This is a genomic window from Streptomyces sp. NPDC085524 (genome assembly GCF_044541755.1).
Classification (GTDB): domain Bacteria; phylum Actinomycetota; class Actinomycetes; order Streptomycetales; family Streptomycetaceae; genus Streptomyces.
In genome coordinates this window covers 42,897-68,915 of record NZ_JBITTH010000018.1, presented here as the reverse complement: position 1 = coordinate 68,915, position 26,019 = coordinate 42,897, and the positions used below count along the sequence as shown (strand labels likewise).

Below are 26,019 nucleotides of genomic sequence, written 5' to 3'. Positions count from 1 at the left end.
GGCCGGAAGTCACGGCGGTTGCCGTGCATGCGGACATCGCCGCAGGTCCCCGCCCATCCCCCGGGTCCGGGCCGCTCGTCTCGCGGTGATCCGGACGCGCACAGGTATAGTCCACTTCCGCTCGTGTGAGCAAGATCATGCACACGTATGGCCGTCGGCTTTTCCGAGTTGAGACCTGTCCGTCATCTGGACCGGCCGCGGCACAAGCGGAAGGGCCGTACCCCCTTGACGGGGATACGGCCCTTTTGGCGCCGCTCTGCTCTGCGGTGACTAGCCGCGGATGAGGTTGCGGAGCACGTACTGCATGATGCCGCCGTTGCGGTAGTAGTCCGCCTCACCGGGGGTGTCGATGCGGACGACCGCGTCGAAGGAGACACCGGTGTCGGTGGTCACCTTGACCGTGCGCGGGGTGGTGCCGTTGTTCAGCTCCTCCACACCGGTGAAGGAGAAGGTCTCCTCGCCGGTGAGGCCCAGGGAGGCCGCGGTGGCGCCCTCGGGGAACTGCAGGGGCAGGACGCCCATGCCGATCAGGTTGGAGCGGTGGATGCGCTCGTAGGACTCGGCGATGACGGCCTTGACGCCGAGCAGCGCGGTGCCCTTGGCCGCCCAGTCGCGGGAGGAGCCGGAGCCGTACTCCTTGCCCGCCAGGATGACCAGCGGGATGCCGGCGGCCTGGTAGTTCTGGGAGGCGTCGTAGATGAAGGAGACCGGCGCGCCCTCGACGGTGAAGTCGCGGGTGAAGCCGCCCTCGGTGCCCGGCGCGATCTGGTTGCGCAGGCGGATGTTGGCGAACGTACCGCGGATCATGACCTCGTGGTTGCCGCGGCGGGAACCGTACGAGTTGAAGTCGCGGCGCTCGACGCCGTGCTCGGTGAGGTACTTGCCGGCCGGGGTGTCGGCCTTGATCGCACCGGCCGGGGAGATGTGGTCGGTGGTGACCGAGTCGCCCAGCTTCGCCAGCACGCGCGCGCCGGCGATGTCGGAGACCGGGGTGGTCTCCATCGTCATGCCCTCGAAGTAAGGGGGCTTGCGGACGTAGGTGGACTGCGGGTCCCACTCGAAGGTGTTGCCGGTCGGGATCGACAGCGCCTGCCACTGGGCGTCGCCCGCGAAGACGTCCTGGTAGGACTTCGAGAACATGTCCTCGCCGATGGCGTTCGCCACGACGTCGTTGACCTCGGCCTCGGAGGGCCAGATGTCCTTCAGGAAGACCGGGTTGCCCTCGGTGTCGGTGCCGATGGCGTCCGTGGTGATGTCCACCTTCATGGAGCCCGCGATGGCGTACGCGACGACCAGCGGCGGGGAGGCCAGGTAGTTCATCTTGACGTCGGGGTTGATCCGGCCCTCGAAGTTGCGGTTGCCGGAGAGCACCGAGGTGACCGCGAGGTCGTGCTCGTTGATCGCCTTCGAGATCTCCTCGTCCAGCGGACCGGAGTTGCCGATGCAGGTGGTGCAGCCGTACCCGACGAGGTTGAAGCCCATCTTGTCGAGGTACGGGGTCAGGCCGGCCTTGTCGAAGTAGTCGGTGACGACCTTCGAGCCCGGGGCCAGGGTGGTCTTGACCCACGGCTTGCGGGTCAGACCCTTCTCGACCGCCTTCTTGGCCACGAGCGCCGCGGCGACCATGACGTAGGGGTTCGAGGTGTTGGTGCAGGAGGTGATCGCGGCGACGGTGACGGCGCCGTGGTCGATCTCGAAGGAGGTGCCGTCGGCCAGGGTGACCTGGGTCGGGCGGGTCGGCACGCCGTTGGTGGCGGCCGGGGCGTCGGAGGCCGGGAAGGACTCCTTGCCCGCCTCGTCGTCGTCCTCGACGTAGTTGCGCACGTCCTGGGCGAACTGCTCGGCGGCGTTGGCGAGGACGATGCGGTCCTGCGGGCGCTTCGGGCCGGCGATGGAGGGGACGACCGTGGAGAGGTCGAGCTCCAGCTTCTCGGAGAAGTCCGGCTCGGCGGCCGGGTCCAGCCACAGGCCCTGCTCCTTGGCGTACGCCTCGACGAGGGCGACCTGCTGGGCGTCGCGGCCCGTCAGGCGCAGGTACTTCAGCGTCTCGTCGTCGATCGGGAAGATCGCGGCGGTGGAGCCGAACTCCGGCGACATGTTGCCGATGGTGGCGCGGTTCGCGAGGGAGGTGGCGGCGACGCCCTCACCGTAGAACTCGACGAACTTGCCGACGACGCCGTGCTTGCGCAGCATCTCGGTGATGGTGAGCACCAGATCGGTGGCGGTGGTGCCGGTGGGCAGCTCGCCGGTCAGCTTGAAGCCGACGACGCGCGGGATCAGCATGGAGACCGGCTGGCCGAGCATCGCGGCCTCGGCCTCGATGCCGCCGACGCCCCAGCCCAGCACGCCGAGGCCGTTGACCATGGTGGTGTGCGAGTCGGTGCCGACGAGGGTGTCGGGGTACGCCTGGCCACCCCGGACCATGACGGTACGGGCCAGGTGCTCGATGTTGACCTGGTGGACGATGCCGGTGCCCGGGGGGACGACCTTGAAGTCGTCGAAGGCGGTCTGGCCCCAGCGCAGGAACTGGTAGCGCTCCTTGTTGCGGCCGTACTCCAGCTCCACGTTCTGGGCGAACGCGTCGGCCGTGCCGAACTTGTCGGCGATGACCGAGTGGTCGATGACCATCTCGGCGGGCGAGAGCGGGTTGATCTTCGCCGGGTCGCCGCCGAGGGCCTTCACTGCCTCACGCATGGTGGCGAGGTCCACGACGCAGGGGACGCCGGTGAAGTCCTGCATGATCACGCGGGCCGGCGTGAACTGGATCTCCTGGCTGGGCTGTGCCTGGGAGTCCCAGCCGCCGAGCGCCCGGATGTGGTCGGCGGTGATGTTCGCGCCGTCCTCGGTGCGGAGCAGGTTCTCCAGCAGGACCTTCAGGCTGTAGGGAAGGCGCGCGGCGCCCTCGACCTTGTCCAGCCGGAAGATCTCGTACGACTCGTCGCCCACCTGCAGCGTGCTGCGGGCGTCGAAGCTGTTCGCCGACACGACAGTCTCCTTCATGCATGAATTCGCGCGTAATTACCGCATCCTGCCGCCACGCCCCTTGGCCAATCCGCTAAGGTAAGGCTAAGTTAGGTAACCCTTACCAGCGGGGGCGGCTGCGGTTCGCCTTCGGCAGATATCTCGATGTCGAGATAACTCTAGTACATGTCCGGGGGCAGGGACGAGGCGCGCACCCGCAGGCCCGCCGGGGCGGTCAGCCGAGCGGCCGCTTCCGCTTGCCCCGATTCCACCGGCGCGACCGGCGCGGACACCGCCGGTACCCCGGTCCGCTCCGGGTTCGGGGTGACGGTGGTCACGGGCGGACCGGCCTCCCCGTACGCCGGAACCCGGCCCGCGCAGGCCGGCAGGAGGTCCCCGGTATGCGGGTCCCGCGGCACGCGGTGTCGGCGTTGGTGGGTCCTGGCACGCGGGTCATCGTACGGATTCCGTCGTCCGGGGTGGGTTCCGGTCAGGGAATTGACCGAAGAGTGTCCTGGCCGCGTCCGGGGTCACGGCGCCCCCGGCGGGCGGACGGGTGGTGCGCGAAGCGGAGTCCGCGGGGGGGCGGCCGGCTTCGGCGAGGTCCTCAGCCGAGGAGGTCGTGCCGCTTCGCCCAGGAGTTGACCGCGGCGGCGATCTCCTCGGGCCGGTCCTCCGGGCAGAGGTGGGCGGCCCGGCCGCAGTACTCGGTCTCCAGCGCGGAGATGTTCTCCTCGCACCACGCGATGTGCTCGGGGCCGACCATCAGCACGGGCCCGCCGTCGAAGGTGAGGAGCAGCTTGGGCACCTCCGGGCTGGCGGCCAGCCAGGCGTCGTACCGCTCGACCACGGCGACCACGTCCGCCGGGTCGCCGTCGATCGGCAGGGAGCGGGCCCAGCGGAGCATGGGGAGCCGGCTCTCGGGGGTCGGGTAAGGGGCGGCGTAGACGGCGTGGTCGGCCTCGCCCAGCGGGTTCATCATCGTCTTGCCGATGCTGTCCTCGATGAAGAGGTTCCGCTCCAGGACCATCTCCTCCCCCACACCCGGGGTGCGTATCGCCTCGAACCGGGCGCGCCCCTCGGGCGAGTACTCGGTCCAGCTCATCGGCCGCAGGATCGTCTCCATGAAGGCGGTCCCGAGGATCCGCTCCGGGTGCCGGGCGGCCCAGTCGAAGGCGAGCGCCCCGCCCCAGTCCTGGCCGACCAGCACGACCCGGTCCAGCCCGAGGGCTTCGAACCAGGCGTCCAGGTAGCGGGCGTGGTCCTCGAAGCGGTACTCGCCGCCGGGCTTGCCCGAGCGGCCCATGCCGATGAGGTCCGGGGCGAGGATGCGGACCGGCCCCTCGATCCGGGGCAGTACGCCCCGCCACAGGTGGGAGGAGGTGGGGTTGCCGTGCAGGAAGACGAACGGAACGCCTTCGGGGTTGCCCGCCTCCTCGTAGTACATCGTCGAGTCGAGCACGCCGATCGTGGCCATGGGAGGCCCCTTCCAGTATTCGTTCGGGCGACTAACGTTTGTGACACGAACGAATGTAAACCGTTAGTGGGACCAACGCAAGGGCTACCATCGCCCCATGACCACGCACGAGAACGAGGCCGTCCCGGCGCGCCTGCGCAAGCTGCCCAGCCGACTGCTCGCCCAGGCCTCGGCGCAGGCGCAGCGGCTGGTGACGGAAAGCCTCGGCAGTGCAGATGCACACAAATGGCATTACGCGGCACTGGTCGCCCTGGAGGAGTCCGGGCCGGTGAGCCAGGCGGCGTTGAGCACCCGTACCGGCATCCACCGCAGCGACCTCGTCGCCGTCATCAACGAGCTCGCCGAGCGCGCCCTGGTCGAGCGGACCCCCGACCCCGCGGACCGGCGGCGCAACGTCATCACCCTCACGCCGCTCGGCCGGCGCCGGCTCCGCAAGCTGGAACACCTGCTCGACGCCACCCAGGAGGAGTTCCTCTCCCCCCTGTCCGCACCGGAGCGGGAGCAACTCGTCCGGCTCCTCGGCCGCCTCGTCGAGCATCACGCCATGAGCGGCCCCACTATGGGACCTGACAGTCAATAACACCCAAATGCCACACCCGTCGCGATCAACATCTCATATCTGAGATACGGTGCACCCATGGCAGACGATTACCTCGTACGCATCGGCAAGCTCATCCGTGACGCCCGGCAACACCGCGGCTGGACGCAGAGTCAACTCGCAGACGCCCTGGGCACGAGCCAGAGCGCCGTGAACCGGATCGAGCGCGGCAACCAGAACATCAGCCTTGAGATGATCGCCCGCATCGGCGAGGCGCTCGACAGTGAAATCGTCTCCCTCGGCTACGCCGGCCCGATGCACCTGAGGGTCGTCGGCGGTCGGCGCCTCTCCGGCGCCATCGACGTCAAGACGAGCAAGAACGCGTGCGTCGCCCTGCTGTGCGCCTCGCTGCTCAACAAGGGCCGTACGGTGCTGCGCCGCGTGGCCCGCATCGAGGAGGTCTACCGCCTCCTGGAGGTCCTGAACTCCATCGGGGTGCGCACCCGCTGGATCAACGACGGCGTGGACCTGGAGCTCGTCCCGCCGGCCCGCCTCGACATGGACGCGATCGACGCGGACGCGGCCCGCCGCACCCGCAGCATCATCATGTTCCTCGGCCCCCTGCTCCACCGCATGGACCGCTTCCGCCTGCCCTACGCCGGCGGCTGCGACCTCGGTACCCGCACCATCGAGCCGCACATGATCGCCCTGCGCCGCTTCGGCCTGGACATCACGGCGACCGAGGGCATCTACCACGCCAAGGTCGAGCCCGGCGTCAGCCCCGGCCGCCCGATCGTCCTGACCGAGCGCGGGGACACGGTCACCGAGAACGCGCTGCTGGCTGCGGCCCGCCACGACGGCGTCACCGTCATCCGCAACGCCTCCTCCAACTACATGGTCCAGGACCTGTGCTTCTTCCTGGAGGCGCTGGGCGTGAAGGTCGAGGGCATCGGCACGACCACCCTCACCGTCCACGGCATCCCGAACATCGACGTGGACGTCGACTACTCCCCCTCCGAGGACCCGGTCGAGGCGATGAGCCTGCTGGCCGCCGCGGTGGTCACGGAGTCCGAACTCACCATCCGCCGGGTCCCGATCGAGTTCATGGAGATCGAGCTCGCGGTCCTGGAGGAGATGGGCCTGGACCACGACCGCTCGGCGGAGTACAACGCGGACAACGGCCGCACCCGCCTGGTCGACCTCACGGTCCGCCCTTCGAAGCTCGAAGCCCCGATCGACAAGATCCACCCGATGCCGTTCCCCGGGCTGAACATCGACAACGTGCCGTTCTTCGCGGCCATCGCCGCCGTGGCCCAGGGCCAGACCCTCATCCACGACTGGGTGTACGACAACCGCGCCATCTACCTCACCGACCTGAACCGCCTGGGCGGCCGCCTCCAGCTCCTGGACCCGCACCGGGTCCTGGTCGAAGGCCCCACCCGCTGGCGCGCGGCGGAAATGATGTGCCCGCCGGCCCTGCGCCCTGCGGTGGTCGTCCTCCTGGCGATGATGGCGGCCGAGGGCACCTCGGTGCTCCGCAACGTCTACGTGATCAACCGCGGCTACGAGGAACTGGCCGAGCGCCTCAACTCGGTGGGCGCACAGATCGAGATCTTCAGGGACATCTAGGCAGTCGGACCCACCGTCGCCCGACCCCCCGCACCGCTTACGGTGCAGAAGGGCCGTGATGGTGGAGCCCCGGCGAAGCTGACGACAGCCGTACGACCGGACCCCGCAGGGCCTGGGCCCCGTCACTCCACGCGGAGGGTGGCGGGGCCCCGGTGTTTTCCCGTCCGTTCGTCCGAATGCGGTGCCGGAAGGCCGATGCCGGTACGTCCGGGCGCGACGCCAACGGCCGCACGATCCGCTGCCGTCCCGACAGCAGCGCGGGCCAGCGCTGGGGCTGTTGGTCCGGAGCTCTCGCCCGCCGGGGGCGGAGGGGTGATGACGTATCAATCATGACAGGTCAGAAGGGTTTTTCGTAGGACGAACGGCATAGTCGTTTGCCCTGGTGCGACCCCCCTTGCGGCTTTCAGAATCGGCGTCATGAATCACACGGGGAACATCAGTCATGACGAGGTCCTGCGAGCCCGGGTCGCCCTCCTCGGGTCCGGGACGCTGCCGATCCGGCATCAGGTGGCCGCCTACCGCACCCTCGTGCAGGTCAGTCCGCTCGCCTATCTGCCCCTGCTCGCGCCGGCCCTGTACGACTACAGCCGCATGGAGTTCGCCCACCGGCCGGAGATAGCACTGGCCCTGCGGGCCGAAGGCGTCGCCGCCGCGCGGCGGATGTGCGGGATGGAGGCGGGCTGGGAGCAGCTGCTCGTCGGGGCGCTGGGCCGCTACCGGGAGCAGCTTGAGGTGATGGGGCGGGGAGAGGAACTCGCCTCCGTGGAGGCCGAGATGGGGGAGATCGCCCGCGGTGGGAGGTGAGGGCCGTGGCCGGTATTCGGCCTCACGGGGGACGGCACTCGCCACGCACGGCGGGGGACGGCAGAATCGGGGCTTCGGTACGGACGAGGGGGCGGCCATGGCAGTGGGTACGAAGGAAACGCAAGCCGGCGGGGAGATTCCCGTGCTGGCGGGGGTGCCCGTGGTCGGGTCGCTCTTCGATCTGAAGTCGGATGCGCTGGGCACCTACCTGCGGGCGCAGCGGGAGCACGGGGACGTCGTACGGGTGAGCGTCGGCCCGCCCGGGCTGCGCGCCGAGCTGACTTGCGTCTTCTCGGCGGAGGGCGCCCAGCAGGTGCTCGCCACGCAGTCGGCCAACTTCCGCAAGGACAACCCCTTCTACCAGGAGATCCGGGAGTCCTTCGGCAACGGACTGCTGACCAGCCAGGACGAGGACTACCTGCGCCAGCGCCGCCTGGTCCAGCCGCTGTTCACCAAGCGGCGGGTGGACGGTTACGCCGGGGCCGTCGCCGCCGAGACCGCGTCGGTGATAGAGGCGTGGAAGGAGGCCGCCGACGGAGTCGTCGACGTGTCGGAGGAGATGATGCACCTCGCGCTGCGCGCGGTCGCCAGGATCCTCTTCGGCACCGACGTCGAGGCCACCGTCGACGTCGTGGACCGGTGTTTTCCGGTCATCACCGATTACGTGCTGCGCCGCGGCTACTCCCCCGTCAACATCCCGCGCGCCTGGCCCAGCCCCGGCAACCGGCGGGCGGCCTCGGCGATGGACGAGCTGTACGGGGTCTGCGACGAGATCATCTCCGGGCGGCGGCGCGCCGCGGAATCCGAGGAGGGCGAGGCCAAGGACCTGCTGAGCCTGCTCGCCGCCGCCAAGAGCTCGGACGACGGGGAGTTCGACGCCTCCGAGCTGCGCGACCAGGTGCTGATCTTCCTGCTGGCCGGGCACGAGACCACCGCCACTTCCCTCTCCTTCACCCTCCACCTGCTGGCCCGCCACCCCGAGCAGCAGCGGCGGGCCCGCGAGGAGATCGCCCGGGTGCTCGGCGACCGTACGCCCGAGGCGGCCGACCTGGACCGGCTCCCGTACCTCACCCAGGTGCTCAAGGAGGCCATGCGGCTCTACCCGGCCGCGCCGGTCATCGGCCGCAACGCCGTCGCCGCCACCGAGATCGGGGGGCACACCATCCCGGCCGGTGCGAACGTGATACTCGCGCCGTGGGTGACGCACCGCCACCCGGACTACTGGCCCGATCCGGAGCGCTTCGATCCCGAGCGCTTCACCCCGGAGGCGGAGGCTGAGCGTCCGCGCTACGCGTGGTTCCCCTTCGGGGGCGGTCCGCGCGCCTGCATCGGGCAGCACTTCTCGATGCTGGAGTCGGTGATCGCGCTGGCCATGATCCTGCGGGCGTACGAGTTCGAGGCCGTGGACACCGACATCCCGGTCAGCGCGGGCATCACCCTGGTCACCCAGGGCCCGACGCGCTGCCGGGTCCGGAGCTTGGAAGGCTGAGGGGCGCCCGGCCATCATGGCCGGATGGACGAGGAGATTCCAGGGCGTTTGTCCACCTATGTACGGCGGCCCGCGCGGGCACTGCTGCCCGGGTCGCCGGCCAGGGCGCCGCTGCCGCGGCGGATCGGCGACTTCTTCCTCATCCGCTTCCTGAAGGCGCTGCCCGACGACCTCGCCGATGCGGTGGCCGCGCTCCTCGACCCGTTCGAACGGGCCGCCCGGCTGATCGGGCGGCTCTTCCACGGTCCGGCCCTGCGCGGCGGCTGGGGCAGCGAGGCCGGCCGGTTCGCGCTGGCCCTGCACGGCTTCCACTGGACGCGCTGGCACGCCGAGACGCGGGGGCCGCGCGGCACGTTCACCGCGACCCCGGGCAAGATCACCGTCCGGCCGCCCTGGGGCCGCGGGGACCCGGCCCGGGAGAGCCGTTCCGCCGTCTGCGCACTGCGGGCGGTACCGGCGCTGCTGCGCCGGCCGGCCCGGGTGGACCTGCTCTTCGCGGACGGTTCGTGGCTGTCGCTGCGGATGAACACCCGGGCGGACGCCGTCCGGCTCCGGGCGCTCCTCCGGCCGTAGGTCCGGCAGGCCTGCACGCAGGCACGCAGGCACGCAGGCACGCAGCATCCGGTGCGGCTACACGCTCGTCGGAGTGTGGTTGCCCTGGAGCCGTTCGAGGTCCGAAGGCCGGACCTGGATGACGAACAGTGCAATCAGCGCGCCGACCAGGGTGAACGCGGCCGCCACCACGAAGGCCGCGCTGATGCCCGAGGTGAGCACCTGGTCGCTCCACGGCTTCGGGAACTGCCCCGTGCGCTTGAACTGGACCAGCTGTTCGGGGGTGGCGCTGCGCAGGAAGCCCGGCGCCTGTTCCCTCGCCTCGTTGCGGCTGGCCGTGCCGAAGACGGTCACCAGGATCGACAGGCCGAGCGAACCGCCGATCTGCTGCATCGAGTTGAGCAGTCCGGAGGCGGCGCCCGACTCCCGGTCGGGGACGTTGGACAGGGCCATCAGGGTCAGCGAGACGAACTGCAGGCCCATGCCGAGGCCGAAGATCAGCAGGGGGCCGAGGATGCTGCCCAGGTACGTGGAGTGGATGTCGGTCTGCGTCAGCCAGGCGAGTCCCGCGGCCGTGCACAGCGCGCCGGTGACCATGAAGGGTTTGGGCCCGAACTTCGGGAGCAGCTGCGAGGTGGCGCCGGCGCCGACCGCGATGATCGCGCTCACCGGCAGGAAGGCGAGTCCGGCCTGGAGCGGGCTGAAGCCGAGCACGATCTGCACGAAGAGGGTGAGGAAGAAGAACATGCCGAAGATCGCGCAGGCGAGCATCAGCATGATCCCGTAGGTCCCGGCCCGGTTGCGGTCGGCGAACATGTGGAGCGGGGTGATCGGCTGCGGCGAGCGGCGCTCGTTGAGGATGAAGAGGGTCAGCAGGACCACCGCGGCACCGAAGGACCCGAGCGTGACCGGGTCCCGCCAGCCGTCCTGGGAGGCCCGGATGAAGCCGTACACGAGGGCGACCATGCCCGTGGTGGACAGCAGCGCTCCGGCGAGGTCGAAGTGTCCGGGGTGGCGTTCGGACTCGCGGATCACCTTCCTGGCCAGCACCGCGATCAGCACGGCGATCGGGACGTTGACGAAGAACACCCAGCGCCAGTTGAGCCATTCGACGAGGATGCCGCCCGCGAGGAGGCCGATCGCGCCGCCGGCGGCGGAGACTCCGGCGAACACGCCGAACGCCCGGTTGCGGGCCGGGCCTTCGCGGAAGGTCGTGGTGATCAGGGCGAGCGAGGTCGGGGAGGCGATGGCGCCGCCGACGCCCTGGAGGGCCCGGGCGGCCATCAACTGGCCCTCGTTCTGGGCGAGTCCGCCGAGGAGGGAGGCGAGCCCGAAGAGCAGGACGCCGAAGATGAATACGCGTTTGCGGCCGAGGATGTCGCCCGTCCGGCCGCCGAGGAGCAGCAGGCCGCCGAAGGCCAGGGTATAGGCGTTGACGACCCAGGAAAGGCTCTCGGTGGAGAAGTGGAGCGCGGTCTGGATGTGCGGCAGCGCGATGTTCACGATGGTGATGTCGAGGACCACCATGAGCTGGCAGGAGGCGATGACGAACAGCGCGAGACCGTTCCCGCTCCCTCGGACCCTGCCGTCGGTCCCCTTGGTGTTCGGCGATGCGTTCGCGTCCACCCTTTCGACGCTAAGCCCGCTCCGACGGGGTCACCACTCGAACGGCCTAGTCCCGCACCCTGGGGTAGTGCCATTTCACATGTCAAACTTCATCCATGGACGACTTCCTCAGGCTCTCCGCCGACACGGCCCGGTTCACCTACGGAGCCCCGCGCGCCTTCTCCTTCGGGGACGACGGCCGGCTCCTCTGGTTCCTCCGCTCGGGCGGCCCCACCGACGCCTTCGACTCCCTCTGGGTGCTCGACACCGCCACCGGGGCCGAAACCCGGCTTGCCGACCCCCGCGGGCTGTGCCCCGAACCGGGCCCCCTGCCCACCGCCGAGCGCCGGCTGCGCGAGCGGATCCGGCTCGTCGCGGCCGGCATCGGCTCCTACGCCCTCTCCGGCGACGGCCTGCGCGCCGTCTTCGCGCTGTACGGGCGGCTGTACGAGGTCGGCGCGGCCGGATCCGGAGCGCCGAAGGAGGTCCCGGCCGCGGGCCCCGCCTGGGATCCGCGGCCCAACGCCGACGGCACCCGCACCGCGTACGTCAGCGACGACGCCCTGTACGTGTCCCCCGGCGGCCGGGTCAGCCCCGACGACGGGGCCCGCTGGGGGGTGGCCGAGTTCGCCGCCGCCGAGGAGCTGGGCCGGGCCCGGGGCCACTGGTGGTCGCCGGACGGGGTCGCCCTGCTGGCCGCCCGCGTCGACGAATCCGGCCTCCAGCGGCGCTACTTCACCGATCCCGCCCACCCCGAGCTGCCGCCGGAGGACTTCGCCTACCCCGAAGCGGGCGGGCCCAACGCCGACGTCCAGCTGTGGGTGCTGGGCCCGGCCGGGGAGCGGATACGGCTCGACTGGGACTCCGGGACCTACCCGTACGTCTCCGACGCGGGATGGGAGTCGGCGTCGGAGATCCTGCTCACCGTCCAGGACCGCCTCCAGCAGCGCGTCCTGCTGCTCTCCGCCGACCCGGCCACCGGCCGCACCCGGGAGCTCTCCCGCACCGTCCACGCCCAGTGGGTGGACCCGCTGCTCCCCGGCACCCCGGCCCGGCTCCCCGACGGGCGGATGCTGACCGGCGCCGACACCCCCGGCGCAGCCGCCCGCGCGCTCGCCGTCGGCGGCGTACTGCTCACCGGCGAGGGGATCCAGATCCGCCGGGTGGCCGGGATCCACGCGGGCTCCCTGCTCGTCGAGGCCGCCGAGGGCGACCCCGCCGACCAGCAGGTGCTGCTGCTCGACCCCGTGACCGGAAAGCGGACCCCGCTCGCCGACGGGCCCGGGGTGCACTCCGTCCTCGCCTCGGCCGGGACCCTGCTGCTGACCTCGGCCGACGCGGACGGGATCCGGCGTACGGTGCGCACCGCGGACGGGCGCGAGTTCACCCCCGCAGACCTGTCCCAGCCGCTGCCCCACCGGGTGGTCCCGCTCCTGGAAAGGGTCACCGAGCACGGCGTGCCCACCGCGCTGGTCCTCCCCCGCGGCCATGTCCCCGGCCGGCGGCTGCCCGTACTGATGGACAGCTACGGCGGCCCCGGCGCGCAGGACGTCAGCTCCGAGCCGCGCCGCTGGCAGGCCCGCCAGTGGTGGGCCGACCAGGGCTTCGCCGTGGTGACCGTCGACAACCGCGGGACCGCGTACGTCTCCCCCGCCCACACGCACGCCATGTACCGCGGCTTCTCCGAGGTGACCCTGGAGGACCAGGTCGCGGCCCTGCACGCGCTCGGCGCCCGGCACCCGGACCTCGACCTCGGCCGGGTCGGCATCCGCGGCTGGTCGTACGGCGGCTACCTCGCGGCCATGGCCGTGCTGCGCCGCCCGGACGTCTTCCACGCGGCGGCGGCCGGGGCCGCGCCCACCGACTTCCGCCACTACGACACCGCGTACACCGAGCGCTACCTGGGCCTGCCCCAGGAGCACCCGGAGGTGTACGAGCGGGACTCCCTGATCCCGGACGCGCCGAAGCTGACCCGGCCGCTGCTCCTCGCCACGGGCCTGGCCGACGACAACGTCCACCCCTCCCACACCCTGCGCCTGTCCCGGGCCCTGACGGACGCGGGCCGCCCCCACCAGCTGCTGGCCCTCCCGGGCGTCACCCACATGACCCCGGGCGGCACCCGCGAGAAGCTGATGGCGCTGGAGCTGGAGTTCTTCCGGCGCGAGCTGGTCTGAGCCGGCCCCGCCCCGGAGCACGCGGAAGGGCCCCGGAGACGTCGTCGTCCCCGGGGCCCTTCCCCTTCCCCAAGATCCCCGTCAGTCACCGGGGAAGTGACACGCCACCTCCCGGGAGGCGGTGAGCTGCAGCAGCGGCCGCTCGGTGCGGCAGACCTCCTGCGCCTTGGGGCAGCGCGGGTGGAAGGTGCAGCCCGGGGGTGGAGCGGCCGGGCTCGGCGGGTCGCCGAGCAGCACGATCCGCTCCCGCCGCCGTTCCGCCGCCGGGTCGGGCAGCGGCACGGCGGACAGCAGCGCCCTGGTGTACGGGTGCTGGGGGTTCTCGTAGAGGGACTTCTTGTCCCCGATCTCGACGATCCTGCCGAGGTACATGACGGCGACCCGGTCGCTGACCCGCTTGACGACCGAGAGGTCGTGCGCGATGAACACGTAGGCGAGGCCCAGTTCCGTGCGCAGCCGTTCCATCAGGTTGACGATCTGCGCCTGGACGGAGACGTCGAGTGCGGAGACCGGCTCGTCGGCGATGACGAGGCGGGGGCTGGTGGCCAGCGAGCGGGCGATGCCGATGCGCTGGGCCTGGCCGCCGGAGAACTCGTGCGGGTAGCGGTCGATGTGCTCGGGGATCAGGCCGACCAGGTCCATGAGCTCGGCGGCGCGGCGGCGGGCGTCGCCCGCGCTCCAGCCCTGGACCAGCAGCGGGTCGGAGATGATCCTGGCCACGGTCTGGCGCGGGTTCAGGGAGGAGTGCGGGTCCTGGAAGACCATCTGGATGTGCTTGCGCACCGGCCGCAGGGCGCTCTGCGAGAGCCGGCTGATGTCCCGGCCCTCGAACTCGACGCTGCCGGAGGTGGGTTCCAGCAGCCGCACGAGCATCCGCCCGGTGGTGGACTTGCCGCAGCCCGACTCGCCGACCAGGCCGAGGGTCCGGCCCTCCTCCAGGTCGAAGGAGACCCCGTCGACGGCGTGCACGGGCGCCCCCCGGCGCCCGGTCACGGACCGCTTCCCGGGGAAGGTCATGGTGAGGTCGCGGACGCTCAGCAGCGGCCCGGACTGCGGCCCCTCACGCTCCGCGGCGGGCTGGGTGCGGGTGGCCGGGGCCGTCATCGGGACACCTCCGGGGCAGGGACGGCGACAGCGGGCACCGCGCCGGGGAAGTGGCAGGCCGCCAGCCGGTCCGGCGAGCCGTACGGGTGCAGTTCGGGCCGCTCGCCGGTGCAGCGGCCCGCATCCCCGGCCGGGGCCGCGGCGGCCACCGCGCAGCGGGGGGCGAAGGCGCAGCCCGGCGCCGGGTGGAGCAGGGACGGCGGGGAGCCGGGGATGGACGGCAGCGGGACGTCGTCGGCGGTGTCGAGGCGGGGCAGCGAGTCGAGCAGGCCCCGCGTGTAGGGGTGGGCGGGTTCGGCGAAGAGGGCGTCGACCGGTGCCTGTTCGGCGGCCCGGCCGCCGTACATGACCAGTACCTCGTGGGCGACGCGGGCGACGACGCCCAGATCGTGGGTGATCATCACGACGCCGAGGCCGCGCTCCTGCTGGAGCCGGGCGATCAGCTCCAGGATCTGCGCCTGCACGGTGACGTCCAGGGCGGTGGTCGGCTCGTCGGCGATGAGCAGGTCGGGCTCGCAGGCCAGGGCCATGGCGATCATGGCGCGCTGGCGCATGCCGCCGGAGAACTGGTGCGGGTACTCCCCCGCCCGGCGGGCCGGCTCCGGGATGCCCACCTCGCCGAGCATGTCGACGGCCCGCTTGCGGGCGGCGGCCCGGCCGGCCTTGAAGTGGACCCGGAAGTGCTCGGCGATCTGTTCGCCGACGGTGTAGTACGGGTGCAGGCTGGACAGCGGGTCCTGGAAGATCATGGCCATCCTGCGGCCGCGGATCCGGGAGAGCTCCCGCTCGGACAGGCCGGTCAGCTCCCGTCCGTCGAGCGCGACGGAGCCGCCGACCTCTACGGCGCCCCGGTGCAGGCCCATGACGGCCAGCGAGGTGACCGACTTCCCGGACCCGGACTCGCCGACGATGCCGAGGGTGCGGCCCGCCTCGACGGTGAATCCGAGGGAGTCGACGGCGCGCACGGTCCCGCGCGGGGTGGTGAAGGTGACGCTCAGGTCGCGGACTTCGAGGAGGGCGGCCATCAGTACCTCACTCTCGGGTCGATGACGGCGTACAGGAGGTCGACGACGAGGTTGGCGACGACGATGAAGAAGGCGGCGAGCAGCGTGACGCCGAGGACCACGGGCTGGTCTGAGTTGACGAGCGCCCCGTAGAACAGCCGCCCGATGCCGGGGAGTCCGAAGATGGACTCGGTGATGACGGCTCCGGCGAGCAGCCCGCCGAGGTCCATGCCGAAGATGGTCAGGATCGGGGTCATCCCGGAACGCAGCCCGTGTTTGACGACGACCGTGCGCTCGGGCATGCCCTTGGCGCGGGCGGTGCGGATGTACGGCTCGGCCATCGCCTCGATCATCGAACCGCGGCTCTGGCGTGCGTACATGGCCGCGTAGAGCAGGGCGAGCGCGGTCCACGGCAGCAGCAGGTTGGCCGCCCAGGCGAGCGGGTCGTCGGTGAAGGCCTGGTAGGAGGGGTAGGGCAGGAGGCCCGCGATGCGGATCACCCCGTAGATCAGCATCACGGAGGTGAAGTAGACGGGCAGGGAGGCGGCGGCGACCGCGCCCACCATCAGGGCCTTGTCGGTGGCGGTGTCCTTGCGCAGGGCGGCGGTGACCCCGGCGCCGAGTCCGAGGACCAGCCAGAGCGCGGCGGCGCCGACGGCGAGGGACGCGGAGACCGGGAGCCGGTCCATGAGCAGGTCCCAGACGGGCAGGGAGTTCTCGTACGAGTACCCCAGGCAGGGGAAGTCGCACTCGACGGCGTACTGGCCGGAGCCGAGCGTGCGGCCGGTGAAGATCCCGGTGAGGAAGTCACCGAACTGCCGCCACAGGGGCTGGTCGAGCCCCAGGTACGCGCGGACGTCGGCCACCCGCTCGGCACTGCAGGTCTTGCCGCAGGCGGCCGCGGCCGGGTCGGAGGGCAGGACGTAGAAGATGAGGAAGGTGACGGCGGCGATCGCGAGCAGCACCCCGGCGAGGGCGAGCAGCCGGCGGGCGAGGTAGAGGATCAACTGCGGCCGCCCCTCGGGTCGAGGATGTCGCGCAGGGCGTCGCCGAGCAGGGTGAAGGCGAGCACGGCGAGGAAGAGGAACACGCTCGGGATGACGAAGTACATGGGGTCGGTCTCGTAGAAGGCCACGGACTCGGCGATCATCTGGCCCCAGGAGGGGGTGGGCGGGCGCACGCCCACGCCCAGGTAGCTCAGCGCCGCCTCGGTGCTGATCATGCCGGGGATGAGCAGGGTGGTGTAGGCGATGACGGGGCCCGAGACGCCCGGGAGGATGTCGCGGGTCAGGATCCGCCAGGAGCCGGCGCCGCCGACGCGGGCGGCGTCGACGTACTCGCGGTGCCGGAGGGAGAGGGTCTGGCCGCGGACGACGCGGGCGATGCCGGGCCAGCCGAAGAGCCCGATGACGGAGGTCATCAGCACGAGCCGGTTGACGTCCTTGGCCACCGACAGCATCGCGATCATGAAGATGAGCGAGGGGAAGGACATGGTCAGGTCCATGAGCCGGGACAGGACCGTGTCGGTGCGGCCGCCGAAGTAGCCGGCGGCGATTCCGGCGGCGGTGCCCGCGACCACCACGATGGCGGTGGCCGCGAAGGCGATGAGGAGGGAGACCTGGGCGCCGTGGACGACGCGGGCGAACAGGTCGCGTCCGGTGACGGGTTCGACCCCGAGCCAGTGCTCGGGGCTGATCCCGCCGAGGGAGCCGAGGGGCTGGCCGCCGAGGTAGGGGTCGATGGCGGTCTTGTCGAACTCCTCGGGGGACCAGCCGCCGAGCGCGCCCAGCCAGGGGGCGGCCAGGGCCATCAGGACGAAGAGGAGGACGACGCCGAGGCTGACCCGGACGGCGGGCCGCCGGCCCAGCTCCCGCCGGGCGAGCTGCCAGGGACTGCTCCCGGCCGCGGCAGCTGCCGCGGCCGCGGGCCGGTCGGTGGCGGCATCGGGGGCGGGGGCCGGGGGCGGGGGGCCCGCCTGGTCGGGGGCTGCCCGGTCTTCCGGGACCGGTGCGGTGGTGGTCATGGTCGAGGGCTCCGGTTTCCTCAGCCCTGGCTCTTCGACGGGTCCTTCAGGCCGACCGACCCGTAGTCGATCGTGCCGGTCCACACGGGGTGGCCGTAGGCGCCCGCGATGTTCGGGCCGACGAGGAGCGGCTTGCGCTCGCTGAGGATCGGGATGGACGGGGACTTCTTCATGAGCTCGGCGTCGAGGTCGATCCAGGCCTGGTTGGCCTGCTTGGCATCGGCCATCGCGTTGATCTCGTCGATCCGCTTCATGGTCGCCTCGTCACGGAACTGGGCGTAGTTGCCCTGGTTCCCCTTGTCCTTGATGGTGCGTCCGTCGAAGACGAACGGGATCCAGGTGGAGCCGGAGGGGTAGTCGGGGCACCAGCCGGTGTACGTCATGTCGGGGGTCGTGGAGAGGTCGCCGATGGCGTCGTAGTACGCGCCGGGGTCGATCGTGTCGATGACGACCTCGATGCCGGCCCGGGACAGGCCCTGCTGGATGGCCTCCGCCCGGCCCTTGTCGCCGGTGGAGACCGCGAGGGAGACCTTGAGGTTCTCCTTGCCGGCGGCCTTGAGGAGTTCCTTCGCCTTGGCCGGGTCGCCGGCCGGGGCGATCTTCAGGGTGTCGGCCTGCTTGCCGCCGGAGAGCGCCTGGGGCAGGTAGGCGGTGGCGACCTCGTTGAGGGCGGGCCCGCCGGCCGCGGTGATGATCGCTTCCTTGTCGACGGCGTACTGCATGGCCTCGCGCACCTTGGGGTCGTTGAAGGGGGCGCGGGAGTTGTTCAGGTGGAGCATGACCGTACAGCCCTGGGACTCGGCGAGCAGGCGGCCCTTGATCTCGGGCTTGGGCAGCACCTTGGGGGCGCTCTCGGGGCGCATGTTGGCGTACTCGATGGCGGAGGCGTCGGCGCCCTCGCCGGCGATGATCCGGTCGTCGATCTGGCCGCCCTTGAGGCCCATGACGACCACGAACTTGTCCGGGTAGGCCTTGCGGACGGTGTCGGTCTTCGGGTCCCAGTGCTCGTTGCGGACGAGCACGAGCTTCTTGTCGCGGTCGTACGTCTCGATCTTGTACGGGCCGGACGAGAACGGGCGGGCGTCGTACTGGGTGCCCTTCTCCTGGGACTGCGGGACGGGCGCGAAGGTGGGGAGCGTGGCGGTCTGGGAGAACTCGGCGACGGGGCGCTTGAGTTCGAAGACGATCGTGCGGTCGTCGGGGGTCTTGATCGAGTCGAGGTGCTGCCCCTGGAGGGGGCCCTTGTAGCCCTCGGTGCCGGCCAGGTACTGGGCGGCGTAGTCGGGGCCGCCTGTCAGGTCGGGGGCGAAGGAGCGCTCGACGTTGTACTTGACGTCCTGGGCCTTGATCGGCGAGCCGTCCTCGTACTTCAGCCCCTCCTTCAGGGTGAAGGTCCAGGTCTTGCCCCCGTTGGACGGGGTCCCGAGGTCGGTGGCGAGGTCGGGGACCAGCTCGCTGCCCCCCTTGCCGGGCTCCGCCTTGAAGGTGACGAGCGTGCGGTAGAGCAGGCGGGTGCCGAAGTCCATCGTCGGCATCGTCCAGTTGCGGGCCGGGTCGAGGTGGGAGAAGTCCTGGTTGGACAGGACGGTGAGGGTGCCGCCCTTGACCGGGGTTCCGCCGATGGTCTTCCCGTCGTTGGCGGCGGCGGGGTTCGACGCCCCCGCCCCCGCCGGGCCCTTCTTGGTGTCGGAGCAGCCCGAGGCGCCGAGTGCGAGTGCTGCCACCAGGGCGGTGGCGAGGGCGAGTTGGGTGCGCTTGGTCATGGTCACTCCAGGGAAGGGCCGCGCTCTACGATGTGACCGGTAACATAGTAATGTGAAATTGCACTGACAAGAGGCTGGCAACGTCGTTATCCAGCCGTGTCCAAACCCCTTGCCCAGAACGCACGTTGGGCCCGGACCGAGGAGGTCCGGGCCCTGCGTGAGGGGCTGCGGAGGTGCCGGGGTCAGCTCTTTGCGGTGCCGCCGAGGCCGCCGGGGGTGCGGCCCACGGGCTCGTCGCGGCCCTGGGCCCAGAGGGAGCGGACGTGGCCGAGGTGGCGGGCCATGCACTCCTCCGCCGCCTTCGCGTCGCCACTGATCATCAGGTCGAGCAGCTCGATGTGCTCCTCGGCCGAGGAGACCAGCTTGCCGGCCTCGTCCAGGCCGGTCAGACCGTACAGCCGGGACCGCTTGCGCAGGTCGCCGACCGTCTCAACGAGGCGGTCGTTGCCCGCGAGGCCGAGCAGGGTCAGGTGGAAGCGGCGGTCCGCCTCCAGGTAGCCGATGAGGTTGTGCTCGCGCGCACTGGTGACGATCTCCTCGGCGATGGGGCGCAGCTCCTCCAGCTGCTCGGCCGTGGCCGTCTTCGTGATCCGGCCGATGGTGGGCACTTCGATCATCGTGCGCAGCTCGGTGTACTGGTCCAGGTCGCGCTCGCTGACCTCGGTGATCCGGAACCCCTTGTTGCGCACCGGCTCCACCAGGCCCTCACGGGCCAGGTCGAGCATCGCCTCGCGCACGGGGGTGGCCGAGACCCCGAGCTCGGCCGCGAGACCGGGGGCGGAGTAGACGCTGCCCGGGCGCAGTTCACCCGCTATCAGGGCCGCCCGGAGGGCGTGGCCGACCTGGTCGCGCAGCCGCTCCTGGGCCTTGATGAGACTGTGCTGCTTGAGGTCACCCATTGCTTTTCCTCCGATGGCCCGTACACCCTCGATGGGCAGAGGAACAGCGTACAATGTCACGTTGCGCCGCTTGCCCCTGCGGCCTCGAACAACGCGACCGCCACGGCAAGATCCTCCCAGGCCATGCCCACGCTCTTGAAGAGCTGTGGACAACTCTGCGGCCCGCCGGGCGGCATCCGTCCGGCGACCAGGTCGGCGAGGGTGCCGGTGATGTGACCGGGCCCGATCGCCCCCTCCGCCTCCGGGACCAGGAGGTCCCCCGCCTCGCGCAGGGCGGCCGCGCGCGACTCCACGTACACCGCCGCCCGTCGCACGAGGGCGGTGTCCGTCTCCCGCGCCGTCGGCTCGTGCGAGCCGACGGCGACGACGACGGCTCCCGGTCGGACCATGCTCCCGTCGAAGAGGGGTTCGCGGGCGGTGGTGCAGCAGACGACCAGATCGGCGTCGGCCACGTCCTTCGCGGTGCCGGTACGCGCCTCGGGCCCGAGGCGGCGGGCGTGCGCGACGAGCCGGTCCGCACCCCCGGGATCGCGGGCGACGACCACCACCTCCGCCAACTCCCGCACCGCGAGGGTCGCTTCCAGGTGCCCGTACGCCTGCGGTCCGGAGCCGAAGAGCACCAGCCGCAGCGGCCTCCCGGCCGGGGCCAGCCGGCGCAGCGCCAGGGCGGAGACGGCCGGGGTGCGCAGCGCGGTGAGGGCCGCGCCGTCGAGCAGGGCGAGCGGGTTCAGCGTCGGCCCGTCCAGCAGCAGGTAGGACCCGGTGATCCGGGGCAGCCCGCGGGCCGGGTTCCCCGGCGCCACCCCGGCTATCTTCACCCCGGCGTACGGGGCGGACGCGGCGGGCATCAGCAGGAGTTCGCCCCCGCCGGGCACGGCGAGCGCCGTGCGCTGCGGGCAGCTCTCCGGGTCGAGGCCGCCGAGCAGGACGGCGGCCAGGGCGTCGGCGGCCGCGGCCGGGGTCAGCAGCCGCGCCATGTCGGCGGCGCCCAGCTGCAGGATGCCGCCCGTGGCCGGCCCCGCCACGGCGGGCCCGCCCGCATCCGGTCCGCTCACAGGAGGAACCCCGTCCCCAGCGGGTCGTGCGGATCGACCGTGAAGGCGTGCTCGCCGGTGCGGTAGGCGGTGCCGGTGACCTCGGTGACCCCGCCGGGCAGCACGCGACCGGTGAACACCGTGCCCGTGACCGACTCGTTCAGCAGGTCCTCGCCCGCCGCGAGCCGCCCGTCCTCGGCGAGCAGCGCGAGCCGCGTCGAGGTGCCGGAGCCGCAGGGCGAGCGGTCGATCTGCCCGTCGGCGAAGACGGTGACGTTGCGCTGGTGCGGCCCGAAGGGGGTGTCGGGCAGCTCCTCGTGGAGGATCACCCCGTACACCCCGGACAGCAGCGGGCCGTCGGGGTGCCAGGTCGCCGGGTGGGTGGCCAGCGCGGCCCGGATCTCCTGTCCGGCCCGTACCAGGTCGGGCAGTGCGGCCCGGGTGACCTCCAGGCCGAGGTCCCGGGCGCGGACCGACGCGTAGCAGGCCCCGGCGTGCGCGATGTCCACCTCGGCGAGTCCGAGGGTGGTGGCGACGGGCACCTTGCGGGCGGTGACCCGGGCCGGGACGTTGCGGAAGGTGACGCCGGTGGTGCGGCCGCCGTCGCGGCGCACGGTGGCGGTGACCCGGCCGGACGGCACGTCGATGCGGACGGTCGCGTCCCCGTGGTCCGGGGCCGCGACCACGCCCGCGTCCACGGCCCAGGCCCCGAGGGCCATGGTGCCGTGGCCGCAGGCCGTGGAGTAGCCGTCCTTGTGCCAGAACAGCACCCCGAAGTGGGCGCCGTCGTCGTCGGCCGGGACGACGAACCCGCCGTACATCCCGGCGTGTCCGCGCGGCTCCTGCACGAGCAGCCGCCGTACGTCGTCCAGCGCGCCCCGGCGCGGAGCGGTCCCGGAACCTCCCGGGCCGATGGCGGTGGCGCAGCGTTCGGCGACGGTGTCCCCGGGGACCGGGGGCATGCCGTCGGCGGACGTGTCGACGATGCGGAAGGGCTCGCCTGCGGTGTGGTAGTCCACCGTGCGGACGGTGATCACAGGAGGAAGCCTCCGGGGAAGGGGTCGGTCGGGTCGAGGAAGTACTGCGCGGTTCCGGTGATCCAGGCGCGGCCGGTGACGGTGGGGACCACGGCGGGGAGGCCGCCGACGGTGGTCTCCCCGACGAGCCGGCCGGTGAACTCCGTGCCGATGAAGGACTCGTTGACGAAGTCGGTGTCCAGGCCGAGGAGGCCGCGGGCGTGCAGCTGGGCCATGCGCGCGCTGGTGCCGGTCCCGCAGGGCGAGCGGTCGAACCAGCCGGGGTGGATGGCCATGGCGTGCCGGGAGCGCCGGGCGTCGGAGCCGGGGGCGGCGAGGTAGACGTGCTTGACGCCGGCGATGGAGGGGTTCTCGGGGTGGACGGGCCGGTCGTCGCCCGCGTTGATCGCGTCCATGACGGCGAGGCCGGCGGCGATCAGGTCGTCCTTGCGGGCCCGGTCGAAGGGCAGGCCCAGGGCGTCGAGTTCGACGAAGGCGTAGAAGTTGCCGCCGTAGGCCAGGTCGTAGGTGACCGTGCCGAAGCCCGGGACGTCGGTCTTCAGGTCGAGCCCGACGCTGAAGGAGGGGACGTTGGTGAGGGTGACGGCGGTCGCCGCCCCGTCCTCGACGCGGACGTCGACGCTCACCAGTCCGGCCGGGGTGTCGAGCCGGACGGTGGTGACCGGCTCGACGACCGGCACCATGCCGGTCTCGACGAGGACGGTGGCGACCCCGATGGTGCCGTGCCCGCACATGGGGAGCAGGCCGGACACCTCGATGTACACGACGCCGTAGTCGGCGTCGGGGCGGGTGGGGGGCTGCAGGATGGCGCCGCTCATCGCGGAGTGCCCGCGCGGTTCGTACATGAGCAGGGTGCGGACGTGGTCCATGTGCTCGATGAAGTGGAGCCGCTTCTCGGCCATGGTGGCGCCGGGGATCACCCCGACGCCGCCGGTGATGACCCGGGTCGGCATGCCCTCGGTGTGCGAGTCCACCGCGTGGTAGATGTGACGCGTACGCATGGGGTCCCCCCGGGGTGTTAGTTGAGGCCCTCGGCGAGGGCCTTCTCGGTGGCGGCGCGGACGGCGGCCTCGATCTCGCCGGTCAGCGGGAAGCGCGGCGGGCGGGTGGCGCCCCCGGGGCGGCCCGCCAGGTCCATGGAGAGCTTGATGGCCTGGACGAACTCGGTCTTGGAGTCCCAGCGCAGCAGGGAATGCAGGGACTTGTAGAGCGGCAGGGCGGTGTCGAGGTCCCCGGCGACCGCGGCCCGGTAGAGGGTGGCGCAGGAGTTCGGCAGGGCGTTGGGGTAGCCGGCGATCCAGCCGACCGCGCCGGCGAGGGCGAGTTCGAGGAGGACGTCGTCGGCGCCGATGAGCAGGTCGAGGCCCGGGGCGAGCTCGGCGATCTCGTAGGCGCGGCGCACGTCGCCGCTGAACTCCTTGACGGCGACGATGGAGCCGTCGGCGTGCAGCCGGGCGAGCACGGCCGGGGTCAGGTCCACCTTGGTGTCGTACGGGTTGTTGTACGCGACGACGGGCAGTCCGGCGCCGGCGACCTCGGCGTAGTGGGCGCGCACGGTCGCCTCGTCGGCCCGGAAGGCGTTGGGCGGCAGGAGCAGTACGGAGCCGGCCCCGGCCTCCGCCGCCTGGTCGGCCCAGCGGCGGGCTTCGGCACTGCCGTAGGCGGCGACACCGGGCATGACGCGGGCGCCGTCGCCCGCGGCCTCGACCGCGGTGCGGACGACGCGCGCCCGCTCGTCATCAGTGAGCGTCTGGTACTCGCCGAGGGAGCCGTTGGGGACCACGCCGTCGCAGCCGTTGGCGATCAGCCAGGCCACGTGTTCGGCGTAGGCGTCGTAGTCGACGCTGAGGTCCTCGCGCAGGGGAAGCGCGGTGGCGACCATGATTCCGTGCCAGGGGCGGGTACGGGACGGGATGGACGCGGTGGTGTGCGCGTGGGTCATTGATGAGCTCCCTAGAGTGGTGTGTGACATTTTACTAGCGGGTGTGAGGCGGCCACAAGGCCCCGGAGGGGCCGGATCAGCCGTCGGTGGCGGGAAGTTCGGCGAGGTGGCGCAGCGGGACCGGGCACGAGAAGGGGCGCCGGTCGGGGGCGGGCTCCTCGCCCGCGAGGGCGGCCACGGCGGGCCCGCACATCCGGCCCTGGCACCAGCCCATGCCGGCCCGGGTGAGGAGTTTGACCGTACGGGCGTCCCGCGCGCCGAGCTCGTCCGCGGCCTCGCGGATCCGGCCGGCCGGGACCTCCTCGCAGCGGCACACGACGGCGTCGTCGGGGAGCCAGCCGGTCCAGGCACCGCCCGGGCGGTGGGCGGCGGCCATCGCGTCGGCGAAGGCGCGCAGCCGGGCGCGGTCGCGGACGAGGCGGGGCACGCGGCCGCCGCGCGGGGCGGGCGCGATGGGGTGCGCGGCGTTCGCGGCGTTCGCGGCGTTCGCGGCGTTCGCGATGGAGTGCGCGGCCAGTTCGCCCTCCAGCAGGGCGAGCCCCGCCCCGCCGATGCCGCCGGTCTCGCCGGCCGACCAGATGCCGGGGACGGAGGTCCGCTGTTCGGCGTCGAGCTCGAGGGCGACCGTGCCGTCGGGGCTGCGGCGGGTGGCGCAGCCGAGGCCGGTGGCGAGTTCCAGCTGGGGGACGAGCCCGTGGCCCACGGCGAGGGCGTCGCAGGGGATCCGGCGGGCGGTGCCGGGCAGCGGACGCCAGTCCCGGTCGAGCCGGGTCACGGTGACGGCCTCGACCCGGTCGGTGCCGTGCGCCTCGGTCACCGCGTGCCGGGTGAGGAGCCGGACGTGGTGCCGGGCGAGGGCTCCGCCGAAGACGGCGGCCTCGGCGAGCTTGCCGGGGTTGCGCAGCAGGGCGGGGAGGTGGCCGGCGTACGCGGTGTACGCGCCCGCCTCCACCACCGCGGGAACGGTGGCCCCGGCGGCGGAGAGCGACCCGGCCACGGCGAGCAGCAGCGGGCCGCTCCCGGCGACGACCACCCGCCTGCCGGGGAGCACGAGCCCGGCCTTGAGCATGGCCTGGGCCCCGCCGGCCCCGACGACCCCGGGGAGGGTCCAGCCGGGGAAGGGCAGTTGGCGCTCGTAGGCGCCGGTGGCGAGGAGCACGGCGGCGGCCCGTACGCCTGCGGCGCGCTCTTCAGGGCCGGCCACGGCGTGCAGGGTCCACTCCCCGCCTCCCTCTCCCGGGACGACGGTCCACACGTGGTGCTGCGGGAGGTACGTGACCCGCCCGGCCGCGACGTGGGCGCGCAGGGCGGCATCGAGGCGGGCGAAGGCGGCCCAGCCGTGGTGCAGGGCCCCGGGGCGGGCGGCGCCGAGCCCGGGCGCCGGGTGGCGGTAGTACTGCCCGCCGGGCTGCTCCCCGGCGTCGAGCAGCGCGACCCGCAGGCCGAGCCCGGCGGCGGTGACGGCAGCCGCGAGCCCGGCGGGCCCGCCCCCGACGACGGCGAGGTCGACCCGCGGCCAGGGCCCGGCGGCGGCCGGGCCTCCCGCGAGGGGTTCCGGCTCAGACGGCGAGGTCGGCATGGCCGGTTCCCTCCTGGGTGGTGACGGTGTCGCCCGCGCGGGCGGGGACGAGGCAGGCGCGCTGGTTCGGGCGGCCGTTGACGGTGACGAGGCAGTCGTAGCAGCTGCCGATCCCGCAGAACGCGCCGCGCGGCGCGCCTCCGTCGCGGGTGGTCCGCCAGGCGAGGATGCCGGCGGCCCACAGCACGGCGGCGATGGACTGCCCGGCCTGGGCCGGGAGCTCCCGGCCGTCGAAGCCGATGGTGAACTGGGCCTGCGGGCTACCGCCGACCAGGGAACGGGGGCTGCGCATCAGGGGGTCGTCCTCTCGAATCCAGCCTCGCCGACGATTGAGGCGCGAGGTCCGGGGCGGAGCCCGGTTCTCCCGGCCCGTCCGGCGTTTGAGGACCGGGGCGCGGTCCTTCC

Annotated in this window: 22 protein-coding genes; 6 read left to right on the top strand and 16 right to left on the bottom strand. The window is 72.2% G+C overall.

The annotated features are described in order from the left end of the window. Positions 1 to 270: 270 nt before the first annotated feature. The 3 genes from acnA to ACIGFK_RS26255 form a co-directional block, all read right to left on the bottom strand. Positions 271 to 3,000, bottom strand: a complete 2,730-nt coding sequence (gene acnA, locus ACIGFK_RS26265; protein WP_376658521.1) for an aconitate hydratase AcnA — start codon at positions 2,998 to 3,000, stop codon at positions 271 to 273. A 140-nt stretch (positions 3,001 to 3,140) separates the two neighbouring features. Beyond that, positions 3,141 to 3,299, bottom strand: coding sequence for a hypothetical protein (locus ACIGFK_RS26260; RefSeq protein ID WP_400053798.1), 159 nt, complete (start codon positions 3,297 to 3,299; stop codon positions 3,141 to 3,143). 269 nt (positions 3,300 to 3,568) lie between these two features. Then, positions 3,569 to 4,438, bottom strand: a complete 870-nt coding sequence (locus tag ACIGFK_RS26255) for a haloalkane dehalogenase (protein ID WP_376658519.1) — start codon at positions 4,436 to 4,438, stop codon at positions 3,569 to 3,571. Between the two features lie 97 nt (positions 4,439 to 4,535). On the opposite strand from ACIGFK_RS26255, the gene ACIGFK_RS26250 reads away from it, so the two are divergent. From ACIGFK_RS26250 to ACIGFK_RS26230, 5 genes are all read left to right on the top strand, one after another. Then, entirely contained in the window at positions 4,536 to 5,018 is a 483-nt protein-coding gene (locus ACIGFK_RS26250; protein WP_376658518.1) for a MarR family winged helix-turn-helix transcriptional regulator, read from the top strand. Between the two features lie 57 nt (positions 5,019 to 5,075). Then, positions 5,076 to 6,605 carry a helix-turn-helix domain-containing protein gene (locus ACIGFK_RS26245; protein ID WP_376658517.1) on the top strand — a complete coding sequence of 510 codons (1,530 nt, stop codon included), beginning with the start codon at positions 5,076 to 5,078 and terminating at the stop codon, positions 6,603 to 6,605. A gap of 417 nt (positions 6,606 to 7,022) precedes the next feature. Beyond that, positions 7,023 to 7,409: a hypothetical protein gene (locus ACIGFK_RS26240; protein WP_400053796.1), complete on the top strand. Its 387-nt coding sequence runs from the start codon at positions 7,023 to 7,025 to the stop codon at positions 7,407 to 7,409. A 97-nt stretch (positions 7,410 to 7,506) separates the two neighbouring features. Beyond that, the gene (locus ACIGFK_RS26235) at positions 7,507 to 8,898 is read left to right on the top strand and encodes a cytochrome P450 (protein WP_376658515.1); all 1,392 of its coding nucleotides are present in this window, start codon (positions 7,507 to 7,509) and stop codon (positions 8,896 to 8,898) included. A 48-nt stretch (positions 8,899 to 8,946) separates the two neighbouring features. Continuing rightward, positions 8,947 to 9,471, top strand: a complete 525-nt coding sequence (locus tag ACIGFK_RS26230) for a hypothetical protein (protein WP_400053794.1) — start codon at positions 8,947 to 8,949, stop codon at positions 9,469 to 9,471. Positions 9,472 to 9,528: 57 nt separating this feature from the next. Here ACIGFK_RS26230 and ACIGFK_RS26225 read toward each other — a convergent pair whose 3' ends face one another. Next, positions 9,529 to 11,076, bottom strand: coding sequence for an MFS transporter (locus ACIGFK_RS26225; RefSeq protein ID WP_376658513.1), 1,548 nt, complete (start codon positions 11,074 to 11,076; stop codon positions 9,529 to 9,531). Between the two features lie 95 nt (positions 11,077 to 11,171). On the opposite strand from ACIGFK_RS26225, the gene ACIGFK_RS26220 reads away from it, so the two are divergent. Continuing rightward, positions 11,172 to 13,229 carry a prolyl oligopeptidase family serine peptidase gene (locus ACIGFK_RS26220; protein WP_386466441.1) on the top strand — a complete coding sequence of 686 codons (2,058 nt, stop codon included), beginning with the start codon at positions 11,172 to 11,174 and terminating at the stop codon, positions 13,227 to 13,229. Between the two features lie 81 nt (positions 13,230 to 13,310). On the opposite strand, the gene ACIGFK_RS26215 is transcribed toward ACIGFK_RS26220, so the two are convergent. The 12 genes from ACIGFK_RS26215 to ACIGFK_RS26160 all read right to left on the bottom strand — a co-directional run bounded on the left by ACIGFK_RS26215 (position 13,311) and on the right by ACIGFK_RS26160 (position 25,906). Next, complete coding sequence (locus ACIGFK_RS26215) at positions 13,311 to 14,333, bottom strand: ABC transporter ATP-binding protein (protein WP_400053791.1); 1,023 nt, start codon at positions 14,331 to 14,333, stop codon at positions 13,311 to 13,313. Next, the gene (locus ACIGFK_RS26210; protein WP_376658510.1) at positions 14,330 to 15,358 is read right to left on the bottom strand and encodes an ABC transporter ATP-binding protein; all 1,029 of its coding nucleotides are present in this window, start codon (positions 15,356 to 15,358) and stop codon (positions 14,330 to 14,332) included. Before ACIGFK_RS26210 ends, ACIGFK_RS26215 begins: the two co-directional genes overlap by 4 nt. Then, positions 15,358 to 16,344, bottom strand: a complete 987-nt coding sequence (locus tag ACIGFK_RS26205) for an ABC transporter permease (protein ID WP_376658509.1) — start codon at positions 16,342 to 16,344, stop codon at positions 15,358 to 15,360. The genes ACIGFK_RS26210 and ACIGFK_RS26205 overlap by 1 nt, the downstream gene beginning before the upstream one ends. Beyond that, entirely contained in the window at positions 16,341 to 17,360 is a 1,020-nt protein-coding gene (locus ACIGFK_RS26200; protein WP_386466438.1) for an ABC transporter permease, read from the bottom strand. Before ACIGFK_RS26200 ends, ACIGFK_RS26205 begins: the two co-directional genes overlap by 4 nt. Positions 17,361 to 17,380: 20 nt before the next feature. Further along, positions 17,381 to 19,123: an ABC transporter substrate-binding protein gene (locus tag ACIGFK_RS26195; protein ID WP_376662402.1), complete on the bottom strand. Its 1,743-nt coding sequence runs from the start codon at positions 19,121 to 19,123 to the stop codon at positions 17,381 to 17,383. A gap of 182 nt (positions 19,124 to 19,305) precedes the next feature. Further along, a complete protein-coding gene (locus tag ACIGFK_RS26190) occupies positions 19,306 to 20,022 on the bottom strand; it encodes a GntR family transcriptional regulator (protein ID WP_376662403.1) in 717 nt (238 codons plus the stop codon). 56 nt (positions 20,023 to 20,078) lie between these two features. Then, positions 20,079 to 20,999, bottom strand: coding sequence for an ornithine cyclodeaminase family protein (locus ACIGFK_RS26185; RefSeq protein ID WP_386466534.1), 921 nt, complete (start codon positions 20,997 to 20,999; stop codon positions 20,079 to 20,081). Between the two features lie 74 nt (positions 21,000 to 21,073). Then, positions 21,074 to 22,093, bottom strand: a complete 1,020-nt coding sequence (locus ACIGFK_RS26180; protein ID WP_400053787.1) for a proline racemase family protein — start codon at positions 22,091 to 22,093, stop codon at positions 21,074 to 21,076. Next, positions 22,090 to 23,094 (bottom strand): proline racemase family protein, encoded by a 1,005-nt coding sequence (locus ACIGFK_RS26175; protein ID WP_376662175.1) that lies wholly within the window; start codon positions 23,092 to 23,094, stop codon positions 22,090 to 22,092. The genes ACIGFK_RS26180 and ACIGFK_RS26175 overlap by 4 nt, the downstream gene beginning before the upstream one ends. 17 nt (positions 23,095 to 23,111) lie before the next feature. Then, complete coding sequence (locus tag ACIGFK_RS26170; protein ID WP_376662174.1) at positions 23,112 to 24,035, bottom strand: dihydrodipicolinate synthase family protein; 924 nt, start codon at positions 24,033 to 24,035, stop codon at positions 23,112 to 23,114. Positions 24,036 to 24,111: 76 nt separating this feature from the next. After that, a complete protein-coding gene (locus ACIGFK_RS26165) occupies positions 24,112 to 25,614 on the bottom strand; it encodes an NAD(P)/FAD-dependent oxidoreductase (RefSeq protein ID WP_400053784.1) in 1,503 nt (500 codons plus the stop codon). Then, entirely contained in the window at positions 25,595 to 25,906 is a 312-nt protein-coding gene (locus tag ACIGFK_RS26160) for a (2Fe-2S)-binding protein (protein ID WP_376662172.1), read from the bottom strand. The genes ACIGFK_RS26165 and ACIGFK_RS26160 overlap by 20 nt, the downstream gene beginning before the upstream one ends. Positions 25,907 to 26,019 lie beyond the last annotated feature (113 nt).

Excerpts from the sequence above, each read along its gene's own strand:
- acnA (WP_376658521.1), bottom strand. The coding sequence starts at position 3,000 with ATGAAGGAGACTGTCGTGTCGGCGAACAGCTTCGACGCCCGCAGCACG.
- ACIGFK_RS26255 (WP_376658519.1), bottom strand. The coding sequence starts at position 4,438 with ATGGCCACGATCGGCGTGCTCGACTCGACGATGTACTACGAGGAGGCG.
- ACIGFK_RS26250 (WP_376658518.1), top strand. The coding sequence starts at position 4,536 with ATGACCACGCACGAGAACGAGGCCGTCCCGGCGCGCCTGCGCAAGCTG.
- ACIGFK_RS26245 (WP_376658517.1), top strand. The coding sequence starts at position 5,076 with ATGGCAGACGATTACCTCGTACGCATCGGCAAGCTCATCCGTGACGCC.
- ACIGFK_RS26240 (WP_400053796.1), top strand. The coding sequence starts at position 7,023 with ATGAATCACACGGGGAACATCAGTCATGACGAGGTCCTGCGAGCCCGG.
- ACIGFK_RS26235 (WP_376658515.1), top strand. The coding sequence starts at position 7,507 with ATGGCAGTGGGTACGAAGGAAACGCAAGCCGGCGGGGAGATTCCCGTG.
- ACIGFK_RS26220 (WP_386466441.1), top strand. The coding sequence starts at position 11,172 with ATGGACGACTTCCTCAGGCTCTCCGCCGACACGGCCCGGTTCACCTAC.
- ACIGFK_RS26215 (WP_400053791.1), bottom strand. The coding sequence starts at position 14,333 with ATGACGGCCCCGGCCACCCGCACCCAGCCCGCCGCGGAGCGTGAGGGG.
- ACIGFK_RS26210 (WP_376658510.1), bottom strand. The coding sequence starts at position 15,358 with ATGGCCGCCCTCCTCGAAGTCCGCGACCTGAGCGTCACCTTCACCACC.
- ACIGFK_RS26200 (WP_386466438.1), bottom strand. The coding sequence starts at position 17,360 with ATGACCACCACCGCACCGGTCCCGGAAGACCGGGCAGCCCCCGACCAG.
- ACIGFK_RS26195 (WP_376662402.1), bottom strand. The coding sequence starts at position 19,123 with ATGACCAAGCGCACCCAACTCGCCCTCGCCACCGCCCTGGTGGCAGCA.
- ACIGFK_RS26190 (WP_376662403.1), bottom strand. The coding sequence starts at position 20,022 with ATGGGTGACCTCAAGCAGCACAGTCTCATCAAGGCCCAGGAGCGGCTG.
- ACIGFK_RS26185 (WP_386466534.1), bottom strand. The coding sequence starts at position 20,999 with ATGGCGCGGCTGCTGACCCCGGCCGCGGCCGCCGACGCCCTGGCCGCC.
- ACIGFK_RS26175 (WP_376662175.1), bottom strand. The coding sequence starts at position 23,094 with ATGCGTACGCGTCACATCTACCACGCGGTGGACTCGCACACCGAGGGC.
- ACIGFK_RS26170 (WP_376662174.1), bottom strand. The coding sequence starts at position 24,035 with ATGACCCACGCGCACACCACCGCGTCCATCCCGTCCCGTACCCGCCCC.
- ACIGFK_RS26165 (WP_400053784.1), bottom strand. The coding sequence starts at position 25,614 with ATGCCGACCTCGCCGTCTGAGCCGGAACCCCTCGCGGGAGGCCCGGCC.
- ACIGFK_RS26160 (WP_376662172.1), bottom strand. The coding sequence starts at position 25,906 with ATGCGCAGCCCCCGTTCCCTGGTCGGCGGTAGCCCGCAGGCCCAGTTC.